The sequence below is a fragment of the Leptospira semungkisensis genome, from assembly GCF_004770055.1.
In the GTDB taxonomy this organism is placed as follows: Bacteria; Spirochaetota; Leptospiria; order Leptospirales; family Leptospiraceae; genus Leptospira_B; species Leptospira_B semungkisensis.
Window position 1 is genome coordinate 262587 of record NZ_RQEP01000012.1, and the last position, 13346, is coordinate 275932.

A 13346-nucleotide genomic window follows, 5' to 3' on the forward strand; every position below is an offset into this window, starting at 1 on the left:
AATGTAACAATTTCGGAAGAGATCCGAACCTAACAAAAAGGAGTCTTGCATGCCGGTTTTAACTCAAACCATGAAGAGTCGGTTATCTACGATACTATCTCTTTTTTCGGCTTTGGTTCTCTTACAAACATTATTCTTCAAATTCTCCGGAGCCAGCGAGTCGGTAAAGATCTTCTCTACCTTAGGAATAGAACCTTGGGGAAGGATCGGAACAGGCACAATCGAATTCATTGTCGCAGGATTGCTTCTCTTTCCGATCTCTAGATTTTTAGGAGCGGTAGGCGGCTTTGGACTGATGGTAGGCGCCGTCTTCTCTCATATCGCATTCTTAGGTATCGTAGTAGATAATGATGGAGGCCTATTGTTTACTCTCGCAGTTACTGTCCTCCTCTGCTGCATCGCGATCCTAAATCTAGAATGGGATCGAAGCAAACCTCCAACCTGATCAACCAGATTTGAAATCGCAAGAGACTAGAGCCTTGGATAGAAAATCCAAGGCCAATCTAGGCTCTCATAGGATCAGAGTTCAAATCCAAGTATTTTAGCGATCCTTCTTCCGAAAAAATTGTAATCGTTTTTTCATCTTCGGAATTTTTCCGTAACGGAATCGAGTCTCGAATCCGTTGACAAACGCGCAGATTCGCGTCTTATGGAATTAAGGTGCAATTCAACTAGATGAAATTTCGAAGAGGAAGAATTTACGAGGCCTTTTTCATTTCGGACATCCACTATCTTCTAAATAAGAAGATAAAATCCCATAAACATAAAGAACTCTTCCAGCTATTGGATCACTTAGGAAAGAAAGAGATCAAATTCAATAATCTCTACTTGGTCGGAGATATCATAGAGAATTGGTTCTTCAGCGCGGACCGCAGACTCCAAAGGGTAAAAGGAAAGAAGAGATTCAATAAGCTATTCGATCGCTTGGACAAGCTCGCTTCCGGTGGTGGAAAGAAATATTATATCGTGGGAAATCACGATACAACATCCTATCTGATGAGGCTCTCGCCTAAGGTGGAAAATTATCTTAGAGAAAGAGATTGGATTATCTGCGAGAAGGCAGAAAACGAAATTTTGATCGCAATCCATGGTCACCAAGGCCAGTACAATAAGTTTACTTGGATGGGCTCGATCTTAGTGCTTAGGCTGTTGCATATATTCGCTTCTATCTTTCCGGCCTTATTCAAATTCTCCGAGAACTTCTATCATAAGCATCTAAATCGACAAGACCCTAGTACAATCGAAGAAACTTTACATTACTACCAAAAACTTTCTCGGTTAACTCATCAGGGCAAAAAGGTTTTGATATCGGGGCATACTCATGATTTCCTTTGTATCCCTAAGATCAATATTATCAATACCGGAGACTGGGTAAAAAGTAACAGTTTCGTGATCCAAGACGAAAAGAAATTTTCAGGGATCCGTATGATAGCGAGAAAAGAATTTAAGAAAGAATTCGTCTTAAAACTCTGATCTCTTGTTGTTCATTTTATCCTTCCGAGCCTCTTTATATTCCGAAAATAAAAACTAATTTGCAATTTCTTGCCAACGGGCTATACTTCGGCGCATGTCAGAAGATCAAATTCTTGAACTGTTGGAACTTATAGACGAACATGCATGGCTATTCTGGTCTGCTCTCGTTTTTGTTTTTTTAGTCGGCGTTTTCATTCACGATATCTTTCAGAAAAAGCATACGATCAAACATAACTTTCCTATCGTAGGACATATCAGATATCTATTCGAAAAGATAGGTCCTGAATTAAGGCAGTACTGGGTTGCGAATGATAAGGAAGAAATGCCTTTCAATCGCGCGGAAAGGTCTTGGGTCTACGCTACTGCCAAAATGCAAAATAATAATTTCGGCTTTGGAACTACCGAATTATTGTACGATGCAGGCTATCCTATTATTAAACATTCCGCTTTTCCTTTTGCAGATAGCAAGGCCAAGTATGTAGAAGGAGATTCTTCGATGATCCCTTCTCTGAAAGTCATGGGTGAATTTCATAAAAGGAAAAAATTATACAGGCCCGCTTCCGTTGTGAATATCTCTGCAATGTCCTATGGCTCTTTGGGAGAAAGAGCAGTCTCCTCTCTGAACAAAGGAGCTATGCTTGCTAGATGTTATCAAAATACGGGAGAAGGAGGCTTATCACCTTATCACGGCTTTGGTGCTGACGTTATGTGGCAATTGGGCACCGGTTATTTCGGAGCCAGAGATGAGAAAGGAAAATTCTCAATGGACAGCTTTAGAAAACGTTTAAGTGAGAACCCGAACGTAAGAGCCATAGAGATCAAGCTCTCTCAAGGTGCTAAGCCAGGCAAAGGAGGGATCTTACCCGGAGCAAAGGTAACGAAAGAGATCGCTGCCATTCGAGGTATCAAAGAAGGAGAAGATTGCATTTCTCCGAATGCGCATACAGAGTTCGACGATGTAAACAGCCTCATAGACTTCATAGAAAGATTAGCAGAAGCTTCGGGGCTTCCGATCGGGATCAAGAGTGCTGTAGGAGAAACTAAATTCTGGGAGGAATTGGCGCGTAGGATGAAAGAAACCGGAAGTGGTCCCGATTTCATCACCATAGATGGAGGAGAAGGAGGAACGGGAGCGGCTCCCCTCACCTTTACGGACCACGTATCCCTTCCGTTTAAAGTAGGCTTTGCAAGAGTGTACAAAATCTTTCAATCTGCAAATCTCTCCGAGAGAATCGTTTGGATCGGAAGTGGTAAATTAGGATTTCCTGATAGAACTATAGTAGCGTTCGCAATGGGCTGCGATCTGATTCATGTAGCAAGAGAAGCTATGATGTCCATAGGCTGTATCCAAGCTCAAAAATGTCATACTGGCCATTGCCCTGCAGGAGTAGCTACTCAAAGTAAATGGCTTCAAGCTGGATTAGATGTAGATCTCAAGGCAAAGAGAGCTGCAAACTATATCAAGGGTTTTAGAAAGGAATTACTTTCGGTCGCTCATGCTTGCGGCTATGAGCATCCACTCCAATTTACCGGCTTAGACATAGAGATAGGAGCAGGGATCAATAGATTCAGGACCTTGTCTGACGTCTTAGAATATGATAGAGATCCAGTTAAATTCACAACAATGATGGATTATACGGATCATATCTCTCTTCCTAAATAAGTAGGAGCTCCTACAAAAGAGAATAGCTTGCCAGAACGGAGGCGCATCTTAATCTGAGTGCGCCCTCCATGAAATTTATAAAACTCTATTTGCAAGATACCTGGCGACTCATTCGCTCTCCTAAATCAGAATTAGAAAAACCTTCCACCTATAGCGGTTATTTAGAGATCTATATTTGGGCCTTACTTCCTATTTTAGCAGGCTATCTATTCTCCCATCTCTCCTTTAAGGCCTTGGCACTTGAATATGTTTTTTTAGGTGGATCCTTATACAGATTCATTTTTCAATTATTGCTCCCAAGCACACTGCTCGGAACATTCTACGCTTTCTTGTATACCTCATTGTATTTGATCGTTACAGGAGCAATCTTCTTTGGTATCGGTAAATTTTTCTCAGGTCGTTCCGAGCCGGATTTCTGCTTAGGATTGGCCTCGAAGATCTCCTTTCTAATACCGGTTTGGGGTCTCCTGGTACTGTTTGATTTCGTCAGGGTATTCGGTTTTATACTATATTTGATTTTCTTTATATACGCGACGTATATCATTATCTTAAGCATTTTTTACGGAATAAGAGCAAGTAAGAATATAAGCATTATAGGAGGATTGATCCTAGGATTATCATTATATGGGATTTTCTTCTTTTATGATGACAATCAAATGGACAATCTCATTCTTCCGACACAGCCCAAGCTCATGACCCCAGAAGAAGAAAGAGAAAAAATCCAAGAAGCGCAAGAGATCATCCGCAAATTGGAAGATGCCAGAAGAGAAAAAGGGTATAAGGATTAAGAAGAGAAGAGATCCCTTCTCTGACTTAATGCAGAAGGCACTTAGGCATTAAATCTTAGTTTAATTTCTATATTTCTTGTCGGACTTCTTCTTTGAAGTCTTCTTCGATCCTTGTGACTTTTTCTTATCAGAGTGATATGTAAGAGCAGAAGCAATACATTCCTTTAATTCTTTCTCAGGAATCTTGTTGCCTTCAGTAAAAATAATAGCTCGATTCCCTTCGAAGGAAAACTGCTTGGGGAAATTTTTTCTGAATCTGGAGATCAGATCCGTTTGGCAATGAAAGAAGATCGCATATTGGTCCTCTTCAGTCTTGATCTTGTCTATTCTGAATGTGGATCCGCTTTTTGATTCTTCAGTCACATAGCTGGGCTGTCCCCATTTCAGGACTTCTTCGATCCTTCCTACTCCTTCTGTTTCTTTCGCCACATCAAAGATCAACTCTCTCAGATACAATAATCGTTCTCTGATCTTATCTGGATAATTTGCAAATACTTCGGCTACATCAGAATTTTGGAATGTGTTTGTGCTCTTTTTCATAAACAACTCTCAAGATCATTTCGGAACGCAGGCTCGAGCGCAATTGATACCATCCATGGCAGCGGAAACGATCCCGCCCGCATATCCGGCTCCTTCTCCGCAAGGAAACAAACCTTTGATCCTTACATGCTCCAATGTCTTGGGATCCCGAGGAATACTCACCGGCGAAGATGTACGCGTTTCAGGCGCATGCACTACTGCCTCATTCGTAAGATATCCTTTCATAGATTTATTGAATTCTTTAAATCCTGCCTGCAGGGACTTATGAATAAAATCCGGTAACACAGATCCAAGATCCACAGAAACGATCCCAGGAGGATAAGAAGTTTTAGGAAGGTCTGAGGAGATTCTTCCCTCTACAAAATCCACAAGTCGTTGCGCCGGCGCAGTCTGTTTTTTGCCAGCGGCAATCCATGCTTTCTGTTCTATTGATTTCTGAAATTCCATTGCGGCCAAAGGACCGTGCTTTGCAAAAGCCCGAAAATCTTCGGGTCTTAATTCTACAACTATGCCGGAATTAGCTGTCGGCCTTGCTCGACGAGAAGAAGACCACCCGTTAGTCACCACTTCTCCCGGTTTAGTAGCGCAGGCAGCGATCACTCCACCAGGACACATGCAGAACGAATACACTCCCCTGCCATTTATCTGTTTCACGACACTATAAGGAGAAGGAGGAAGAAAAGGATTTCGAGTCTCGCAGCTATACTGGATGGAGTCTATTAAGGATTGCTGATGTTCCACTCTTACTCCGACGGCCAAAGGTTTCAGATCGATCTCTATTCCCTTTTTATGAAGAAGTTCGAAAATATCCCGAGCCGAATGCCCAGTTGCAAGAATTACTCTATTTGCAAGAAAACGGTCTCCATTCTTCGTAAGAACCCCTCGTATATTATTTCCCTCTAATATAAGGTCTTCGACTCTTTGGTTAAAATGGACTTCTCCTCCGCAGGCAAGGATTGACTCTCGGATGTTTTTTACGATCCCAGGCAATTTATTGGTCCCAATATGAGGGTGAGCCTCTATTAGGATATTCTTATTCGCCCCGAATCCGACTAAAAGCTCCAGTATACGTTTTACATCGCCACGTTTCTTGGATCTTGTATAGAGCTTGCCGTCTGAATAAGTTCCTGCCCCACCTTCTCCGAAGCAATAGTTGGAGTCTTCGTTCACTATATGATGTGCATTAATCTGTTGGAGATCCTTGGGCCTGTTCTTAACGTCCTTTCCTCTTTCGATTACGATAGGTTTTAATCCTAATTGGATTAACTCCAAGGCGGCAAATAATCCGGCGGGGCCTGCGCCGATGACGATAACTTCTTCGGAATTTCGCACGTTCGGAAAATCCGGGAATTGGATCTCCTTCTCCTGATAATCTTCTCCCAGATACACTCTTACTTTGAGATTAATAATGACGGTTCTTTGTCTAGCATCGATGGAATGATGTACGACTTCAACAAAGCGGATCTCGTCTGCCGGGATCTTTTTGGACTTGGAGATATAATTCTTTAATTGATCGGGTTGCTCCGCAATCTCCGGCAAGAGCCTCAATTCGAGTTCTTGTATCATTTTTTTCTAATATTATGGGACGAGCTGATAGAGCTGGATCAAATTTCCACAACTATCCTCGAAGACAGCTTCTATTCCGATATCTGCTTGAGTAGGCTCCTTTCTGAAAACTACTCCTTGTTGTTTCAATCTCTCGAATTCCTTATGAATATCCTCCGTAGAGAATACGATTACTGGATATCCTGCATTGAACAAGCCTTCTTGATATGTTTTCGCAAGAGGATTATCATTTGGCTCGAGCAATAGTCCGGTCCCATTCGGTTCTTCAGGAGAAGCCACAATAGCCAGTCTAGCTTGAGGAAGATAAAGCCTACTAATGAATCCCAATTTTTCGGTATAAAACTGGAAAGCTTGGGCCGGATCATGAACAAAAATACTAGTGAGTTTGATCTTCATATAGGAAACGCCGTATCTAAGCGGCTAAATTGGATTTTTTATCGGCACTCCCCTCTGACAAGTGAATTAAAGTCCATAGTTCCATCTTTGGTCAGCACTTATTCGGGAGTAGAAAGAGGTGTGGGTAATTCGCAAAAATGGATTATTATTTAAGAAAATGGGTTGACTTTTTCTTACTTTACATAACCATATAGTTATATAACTTATGAATTATAGAATGAGCACTTCTGATAGATTAGATGCCACCTTTGCTGCACTGGCAGATCCCACAAGGAGAGCAATCCTTGCCCGACTAGCAAAAGGAGACGCCACTGTAATGGATTTGGCAAAGCCCTTCTCGATGAGCCAGCCTGCCATCTCCAAACATCTAAAAGTCCTGGAGCAAGCCGGACTCATTTCTCGAGGATCGGATGCACAGAGAAGACCAAGACGAATCGAGGCAAAGCCTTTGGGAGAGGCAAACGAGTGGTTGGAAAACTATCGCAAATTCTGGGAAGGAAGATACCAGCAATTAGATGCTCTATTGGATGAGTTAAAACTTTCTAAACAAACCAAGACAAAACGTGCAAAGCGCCCAAGGAGCTAAGGATGGAAACTAAAAGCAAATTAAAAGTAACGGCACAAGGAGAAAGAGAGATCGTAATGACTCGGGACTTCGATGCTCCCCGCGATCTTGTATTCGAATGTCATACCAAACCGGAGCTTCTAAAGAAATGGCTACTCGGTCCTGACGGCTGGATCATGGAAGTTTGCGAGGTGAATCTAAAGATCGGCGGAAAATATAGATATGTCTGGAAACAGATTGCCGACGGAATCACGATGGGAATGGGTGGAGAATTTAAGGTGATCACTCGCCCGGAACTCATTCATTGCACTGAAGTATTCGACGAGGCTTGGTATCCGGGAGAAGCTTTAGTACAAAGTCACTTCTTAGAAAAGAATGAAAGAACCACTTTGATAGTTACGATTCTCTACAACTCAAAGGAAACCAGAGACATGGTATTAAAATCCCCGATGGAGGGAGGAGTAGCGATAAGCTATAATCGCTTAGAGGATTTAATGGAGACATTGACAAAGTAAAAGGTCGAAGGCGGTAAATAAAAAATGAGCGAAACCAAACGATCCACACAAATTCTAAAAAGTACCGGCGCCCTACTCGCCGGATTCTTTTTGATACTGATCCTTTCTATTGGAACGGATACTGTATTACATTTAATCAGAATATATCCACCGTTCGGCAGTATGATGTCCGATTCTTTATTCGTATTAGCCGCTTCCTATAGAGTGGTCTATGGAATATTAGGAAGTTATATTGCCGCAAGACTGGCGCCTTCCCGTCCTATGTTCCATGCAATGATCCTAGGCTATGTAGGATTAGCGATCAGTATAGCTGGGGCGATCATGATGAGAGATAAAGGGCCAGCTTGGTATTCGATATTGATCGTGCTAATAGCGCTCCCTTGCGCTTGGGCAGGCGGAATTCTAGTGCAAAGAAAAAAAGTAAAAGTAGCGTAACTAATTTTTATTTCTTAGCCACGGGAACACGTTGCGCGGGATCGTAAAAGAAAGTCTCCTCCGCAATGCGTTCTCCTTCCCAACGTTGGTGAGCCATTTCTTCCATGTGAGTCACCGTTCCATCCTTCCATTCAAAATGAAAGATCCATCGGATCGCAACATAGTCTCCGTTCACGAATACGGGACGCACACACTTGGAAACAATGGAATTCGCTCGAGCTAAAACTCTACGCTCATTCTCAAAATGCAATTTTCTTCCTACTCTGGGAGAAGATTGGTTTTCTTGCATGGAAGAAGTTTCCGTATAAAATTCTTCTATCGCAGTATCATGCTTGTTCTGCTCTACCATCTCGATGAATCGTTCTAATGTTTCCTGGCTTGGCATAATGTCTTAGAATTCTCTCTTCTTAAATTCCAATTCCACTCACGATCTTTTTGCTCGCGCAAAATATCGCAATCAATCGGATGAAGAGAGCTTTGCCTGAATCGATCCGATAGAAAATTAAAATTTAAGAAGTCCGAGAAATTTCCAACGGATTAATTTTACCGGTGAATCGACTCACTGAGCTGCTTTGGCTTTTGCCGCAAGTGCAATGAATTCTTCCTTACCAAACGCAGTGCCGAACAATCCCCATCCACCTTCTGCAGCTTCGGTAAGAATGACCCAGGTCCTTCCTGCTTGGCTTGGATCTCCCGATATCTTAGCGACAATCTCAGTTACTTCCTTAACCAGCTGTTTTTGCCCTTCTCTCTTTAAAGCACCTGGAGGAGTAATTACTTGCACTCTGACTGTTCTCGCTAGAGCAGTTGAAGCAGTTTGAACTGTCGAAGCCGCCATTCTATGGATATAAGCGGCGGTATTGTCTAAATGGAAGGGACCTGGATTCGCAACTCCTTCCGCACGAAGAATGGCCAAGGTCAATTCTTCCCCGAGTTGACGATCTGCCCCTGCCGGGAAAAGATCAGTTGGCGCGTAAACATCTATCATTGGCATAGTATTCTTACTCCAGTTTTTATTGTGGATGACGATCGTCATCTTCCAGAAACTGAGCATGGGGACAGCCCATGTCAAGTTCAAAACGAGGGATTTTCTAATGGGTTATTCAAAAGCGGACAAAACCGAGAGCCATGACAGGATCGTGCATGTGGCCGCCGCCAGGTTTCGCGAACTCGGAGTAAATGGAATCGGAGTGGATGGGCTGATGAAAGAAGCTGGATTAACCCACGGAGGATTTTACAGGCATTTCTCATCCAAAGAGGAACTAATAAGCGAAGCTATAGAAAAAGCTTTGGCAGACGGCAGCCAGAAGGTTGTAGAGGCCTCCGGCAAGAGCAAGGATTTGCGTTTAGACACCTTAGTAAACGGATATCTCAGCCGACTCCATTGCGAGGACTTGGCAAATAGTTGTGCGGTAACTACTCTTGCTGCGGACGTATTGCGAAGCAATGAAAGGGCGAGGTCAGCATACACCCGACAAGTTGAAGCCTATCTGAATCTACTCGTAGGCCTGATCCAAGGAGAAGAGAAAGCTTCGAGAAAAAAGGCAATCGCAATCTTGTCCACATTGGTCGGAGCCCTATCTATGGCGAGAGCCGTGAATGATCCCAAACTTTCCAGAGAGATCTTAAAGTCTGCTATCCGCGAATTAAGATCCGAAAAGGAATAAGACATCGAATTATTTTTCGGAAAGCAATTTAGCAGTCATCTTTTCCGAGAATTCCTTGGGCAACTCGAAATGAGGCGCATGTGCGCAGGTTTCAAAAATCGTAATATTCTTTTTAGGCGCTTTCAGGGCTTTCGTATATCGCTCTAAAATCTCGAGTGGATTATAGTAATCGTGACGACCTGTAAAAAAATAAACTGGAGTCCGGATTTCAGGCGCTTGCTGGAATAAATCCATTTGAAAGAAATATGGTCGGATCCTAGAGGACGATTTCCAAATCCCAGGCAAATACGTAATCATATCTAGCAAAGAATAATCGGGAGAATCGGACATTAATCCTCTTAGAAAGGCAGATTCGTCCTTACTATGTTCCCCGTGAAATAATCCGATCCCGAAAGAATTCAACCAATACCGACGATCCTGAAGATAAGAATCTAAGCTAAGATCCTTGGCCTGGGACTCTAATTTTGGATCCTTCTTAGCTTGTTCCAAAACGTATTCATAAGAGATCTTTGCGCTTTCTTCTCCTCGAATTACTGGACCGATCCCAATGTACGCAAACAGATTCTCGGGATAACGACTCGCATACAAAGCACCAATATAGCCTCCCCAAGAATGCCCCATTAGAAAAACTTTATGAACACCGAATCTCTTCTTTAGAAAGTTTATTACTTCGTGAGTGTCCGATACATACATATCCGGAGTCAGATCTGGCAGAAAAAAGGAGAAGGATTTTCCGGAACCTCTTTGGTCCCAGTTCACTACTACAAAATCCTTTTCCAAATCCTTATAGAAATGGCGAGCAAATCCGATCGAAGCAGCGCCGGGACCACCGTGCAAAATGAGGAGTACAGGTTTGTGAATATCCGCACCTCTCATTAAAAGCCATTGGCCGGTTTCACCTATTTCAACTTTTTCTAAAGAAGATATAGTCTTCGACGTCGGATCCGTATTCTGGGTAGAATTTTCGGAGGTCTTACATTGGGAGAGAATGATTGAAAAGAAGAGGAAGGATAGAAAAACGAATAAACTTTGCGAGCGATTCGATACGTACATTAGATCTCCAATCGAACTTTAAACAGTTTTAGACCTCAAAGCCTTGAAATATCTAGTCCCTTCTTCTAAGCTGAAAAATAATCAAGATAGGAGGAACCAATAGCTCTGGTACAAGATAACCGATCCAAAGTCCCGCAGGCTCAGGAAGGCCAACGATTGAAATAGAAATCAACCTTCCCGTCGCAGCTAAGAGAACCGCAATCGCGATCAGATACACTAATGTTTTTTGCATCCTTACTGTATAAGCAGCCCAAAAGCAGATCAGACCTGTGGACAAGTAAATTCCTGCCATAAACCGATGTACGTTATCCAAACGAGGACTCGTTGTTGGTTCGCCTAAATACATTTGTAATGTTCCACCGAAGATAGCGATAGCCGCAAATAGGAACAAACAGATCTGCACAATACGAGTGCTAACGGACATACTTGGATTCGATTGCATCGGCCGATCTTGAAGTCGAATCAGATGTTTGTCAATTGTAAATCCTAATTGCGCTTTCTTCTAAACCATTGTATGACGAGCCCGTTCATCCACCCTGCCAAGATAACGATAAACCCTAATATGATTAAAATCGGAAGATGAAACCATGCGGAAAACCACATGATGAGTTGTCCACAACTTCGGATCATCTGCATACTTGAACCCATATAGTTTTCTATGTACTTTCCGAAGGGTGAATTCTTTCTTCGTTCCAAATCGACAAATTGAATAATCACCAAGGTAGCAATTATCGATGGTATAAGGAATAGAACTAAAAACCAAAGAAGGTTATGTTCCCACGCCAAAAACGTAGTTAAGAAACCTGTACAAAAATCAACCATCAGTTTCAAAGGATGAATCTGATGATAAAGGATCTTTTCCTTCGTTGTCATTCTAATATGCTTTTATGATCTATTATCCGACATCGCAATATAAGGATCAATGCCGGATCCATTTTGATCCAAGCCATCGATCAAATAGAAAGAGGACGAATGCAATTATAAGGAATAGGATAAAAATCGCAACGATATAGATCGATACTCCCGAATAACCTAGATTCGTAACATCAAGAATATTATAGGGATACCATTGCATGATCGCCCCGCGTATTAAAGTAAATCCTGCATAAAGAATAGGGATCATAGCGGCGATGATCATTCTTCGGATAGTAACTGATCCGGAAGGACCGAAAACAAACCACCCGACGATCGCAAGTATTGGATTGATCATATGCTCGAATGTACTCGCTAGCTCGGCGATGCCTCCCCTACTCGGTCCGGTCGCCAATACAAAGTTAAATACAATTGCAGTAATCGTAATATCAATCAGTCCAACCAATCTCCAAATATGGAACCACTCCGAATTTCTCTTTATTTGCAAAGCAAGAAGAAGCGTCGTAATCCCTAGGATAATATTGGATTGAGTAGTAAAAAAAACAAATTGGTTAAAGAAGCTATCCCAACCCGGACCGAAAGTGCGCGTAAAGCCGGCATTCGGAGGCAGAAGAGACTCGTGGTGATACGACCACCAAAGTTCCAACACGATCCCAAATAAACAAGACGCAGCGTTTAAACCGAAGAACAAGCGAGCTGTACTAGCGTTGATATTAATAGTTTTTGTTTCCATTCTCTTCTCTATTCCGAACAAAGAAGCACTATAAGCACATACTTTTAGGCAAAGTGCAAGCAATTCGCATATAGATCCATATAAGTCGAAAGGAAAAAAGGTCCGGCAAATCTCCCCTTCTCCGTAAACAGAACCGGCAAAGAGAAAAAATTTTATTCAACTAAATAGTTTAATAGTTGACGCGGGCTAAATCAATCCCAATTATTCAACCAGATGGTTGAATTAAAGAAAAGCGAACAACAACTGGATCGAGTTTTCGCAGCACTTGCGGATAGCTCGAGAAGGCAGATGCTTGCGCGCTTGAGAAAGCGTGCACTTACAATCTCGGAACTGGCAGAGCCCTTCTCCATGTCTTTTGCAGGAGTAGCAAAGCATATAGATGTGCTAACGGCGGCGGGATTAGTGAGAAAAATGAAGGATCCGGCGGATGGGCGTAGTTATAAACTCGAACTGCAAAATCGAACACTCACAGAAGCTTCCGCTTGGCTTACCTACCATCAAGAATTCTGGACCAACAAACTCGAGAGACTCGAATCTTTTATAGAGGAGCAAGATCATGGTACCCACAGAGATCCTAAAAGTAGAAAAAAGAATTAACGCAGAGCCTGCGAGATTATTCCAAGCCTGGTTAAAACCGGAGGCGATCTCGCAATGGTTCTTGTCCGAAGCGGACGTCGGCATCGAATCGGTTAACGTTGATCCACGTCCTGGTGGTAAGTTTAAGATTAATATGCTCTTAAACGGCAAAATCCTTCCTCACGAAGGTGAATATCATATCATCGAAGAACCGACAAAGCTTGTCTTTACTTGGAGATCGGATGCGACAGGAGGAAAAGAAACGTTAGTCACTGTTACCTTTACGGAGCTAATGGATGCAGAAACCGAAAATTCTACTTCTGCAAAACGAAAACCTCAAACTCTAGTCACATTAATCCATGAGAACTTAGTAGGTACTGAATCGATTGAAAAACATCGTTTTGGTTGGACAAGCATTCTCGAAGGTCTCTCCAAGTGGGGAAGCTAACAATAAACGAAAATATTTTTTGGCAAAGCCGAAAGAGAATAAACAAAAGGAGAAG

Annotated in this window: 18 protein-coding genes; 10 read left to right on the top strand and 8 right to left on the bottom strand. The window is 42.4% G+C overall.

What is annotated here, in order from left to right:
* The first annotated feature begins 49 nt into the window (after nucleotides 1-49).
* The 4 genes from EHO59_RS10775 (at nucleotide 50) to EHO59_RS10790 (ending at nucleotide 3924) form a co-directional block, all read left to right on the top strand.
* The gene (locus EHO59_RS10775) at nucleotides 50-445 is read left to right on the top strand and encodes a DoxX family protein (protein WP_135587827.1); all 396 of its coding nucleotides are present in this window, start codon (nucleotides 50-52) and stop codon (nucleotides 443-445) included.
* A gap of 230 nt (nucleotides 446-675) precedes the next feature.
* The gene (locus EHO59_RS10780) at nucleotides 676-1473 is read left to right on the top strand and encodes a UDP-2,3-diacylglucosamine diphosphatase (RefSeq protein WP_135587829.1); all 798 of its coding nucleotides are present in this window, start codon (nucleotides 676-678) and stop codon (nucleotides 1471-1473) included.
* Nucleotides 1474-1567: 94 nt separating this feature from the next.
* Nucleotides 1568-3136: an FMN-binding glutamate synthase family protein gene (locus EHO59_RS10785; protein ID WP_135587831.1), complete on the top strand. Its 1569-nt coding sequence runs from the start codon at nucleotides 1568-1570 to the stop codon at nucleotides 3134-3136.
* Between the two features lie 68 nt (nucleotides 3137-3204).
* Nucleotides 3205-3924 (top strand): hypothetical protein, encoded by a 720-nt coding sequence (locus tag EHO59_RS10790; RefSeq protein WP_135587833.1) that lies wholly within the window; start codon nucleotides 3205-3207, stop codon nucleotides 3922-3924.
* A 60-nt stretch (nucleotides 3925-3984) separates the two neighbouring features.
* On the opposite strand, the gene EHO59_RS10795 is transcribed toward EHO59_RS10790, so the two are convergent.
* From EHO59_RS10795 to EHO59_RS10805, 3 genes are read right to left on the bottom strand one after another with little or no spacing between them, the layout of a single operon-like run.
* Nucleotides 3985-4464: a DUF1801 domain-containing protein gene (locus EHO59_RS10795; RefSeq protein WP_135587836.1), complete on the bottom strand. Its 480-nt coding sequence runs from the start codon at nucleotides 4462-4464 to the stop codon at nucleotides 3985-3987.
* Between the two features lie 15 nt (nucleotides 4465-4479).
* Nucleotides 4480-6030, bottom strand: a complete 1551-nt coding sequence (locus EHO59_RS10800) for an NAD(P)/FAD-dependent oxidoreductase (RefSeq protein ID WP_135587838.1) — start codon at nucleotides 6028-6030, stop codon at nucleotides 4480-4482.
* 12 nt (nucleotides 6031-6042) lie between these two features.
* On the bottom strand, nucleotides 6043-6426 hold the full coding sequence (locus EHO59_RS10805) for a VOC family protein (RefSeq protein ID WP_135587840.1): 384 nt from the start codon (nucleotides 6424-6426) through the stop codon (nucleotides 6043-6045).
* Between the two features lie 217 nt (nucleotides 6427-6643).
* On the opposite strand from EHO59_RS10805, the gene EHO59_RS10810 reads away from it, so the two are divergent.
* Genes EHO59_RS10810 through EHO59_RS10820 form a run of 3 tightly spaced genes read left to right on the top strand, consistent with a single transcriptional unit; the run spans nucleotide 6644 to nucleotide 7941 of the window.
* Entirely contained in the window at nucleotides 6644-7012 is a 369-nt protein-coding gene (locus tag EHO59_RS10810) for an ArsR/SmtB family transcription factor (RefSeq protein ID WP_135587842.1), read from the top strand.
* Nucleotides 7013-7014: 2 nt separating this feature from the next.
* Nucleotides 7015-7506 (top strand): SRPBCC family protein, encoded by a 492-nt coding sequence (locus tag EHO59_RS10815; RefSeq protein ID WP_135587844.1) that lies wholly within the window; start codon nucleotides 7015-7017, stop codon nucleotides 7504-7506.
* Nucleotides 7507-7530: 24 nt separating this feature from the next.
* Complete coding sequence (locus EHO59_RS10820; RefSeq protein WP_135587846.1) at nucleotides 7531-7941, top strand: hypothetical protein; 411 nt, start codon at nucleotides 7531-7533, stop codon at nucleotides 7939-7941.
* A 7-nt stretch (nucleotides 7942-7948) separates the two neighbouring features.
* On the opposite strand, the gene EHO59_RS10825 is transcribed toward EHO59_RS10820, so the two are convergent.
* Together EHO59_RS10825 and EHO59_RS10830 are read right to left on the bottom strand one after the other, a co-directional pair.
* On the bottom strand, nucleotides 7949-8326 hold the full coding sequence (locus EHO59_RS10825; RefSeq protein WP_135587848.1) for a nuclear transport factor 2 family protein: 378 nt from the start codon (nucleotides 8324-8326) through the stop codon (nucleotides 7949-7951).
* A 174-nt stretch (nucleotides 8327-8500) separates the two neighbouring features.
* Nucleotides 8501-8995, bottom strand: a complete 495-nt coding sequence (locus tag EHO59_RS10830) for a tautomerase family protein (protein WP_135587850.1) — start codon at nucleotides 8993-8995, stop codon at nucleotides 8501-8503.
* On the opposite strand from EHO59_RS10830, the gene EHO59_RS10835 reads away from it, so the two are divergent.
* Nucleotides 8994-9608 (top strand): TetR/AcrR family transcriptional regulator, encoded by a 615-nt coding sequence (locus tag EHO59_RS10835; protein ID WP_210413062.1) that lies wholly within the window; start codon nucleotides 8994-8996, stop codon nucleotides 9606-9608. The genes EHO59_RS10830 and EHO59_RS10835 overlap by 2 nt on opposite strands.
* Nucleotides 9609-9617: 9 nt before the next feature.
* Here EHO59_RS10835 and EHO59_RS10840 read toward each other — a convergent pair whose 3' ends face one another.
* From EHO59_RS10840 to EHO59_RS10855, 3 genes are all read right to left on the bottom strand, one after another.
* The gene (locus tag EHO59_RS10840; protein WP_135587852.1) at nucleotides 9618-10661 is read right to left on the bottom strand and encodes an alpha/beta fold hydrolase; all 1044 of its coding nucleotides are present in this window, start codon (nucleotides 10659-10661) and stop codon (nucleotides 9618-9620) included.
* 52 nt (nucleotides 10662-10713) lie between these two features.
* On the bottom strand, nucleotides 10714-11103 hold the full coding sequence (locus EHO59_RS10845; protein WP_135587853.1) for a DUF4345 domain-containing protein: 390 nt from the start codon (nucleotides 11101-11103) through the stop codon (nucleotides 10714-10716).
* A 477-nt stretch (nucleotides 11104-11580) separates the two neighbouring features.
* Nucleotides 11581-12267 carry a Pr6Pr family membrane protein gene (locus tag EHO59_RS10855; RefSeq protein WP_167882102.1) on the bottom strand — a complete coding sequence of 229 codons (687 nt, stop codon included), beginning with the start codon at nucleotides 12265-12267 and terminating at the stop codon, nucleotides 11581-11583.
* Between the two features lie 213 nt (nucleotides 12268-12480).
* Here EHO59_RS10855 and EHO59_RS10860 point away from each other — a divergent pair, with 213 nt between their 5' ends.
* Together EHO59_RS10860 and EHO59_RS10865 are read left to right on the top strand one after the other, a co-directional pair.
* The gene (locus EHO59_RS10860) at nucleotides 12481-12864 is read left to right on the top strand and encodes an ArsR/SmtB family transcription factor (RefSeq protein ID WP_135587857.1); all 384 of its coding nucleotides are present in this window, start codon (nucleotides 12481-12483) and stop codon (nucleotides 12862-12864) included.
* On the top strand, nucleotides 12824-13291 hold the full coding sequence (locus EHO59_RS10865; RefSeq protein ID WP_135587859.1) for an SRPBCC family protein: 468 nt from the start codon (nucleotides 12824-12826) through the stop codon (nucleotides 13289-13291). Before EHO59_RS10860 ends, EHO59_RS10865 begins: the two co-directional genes overlap by 41 nt.
* Nucleotides 13292-13346 lie beyond the last annotated feature (55 nt).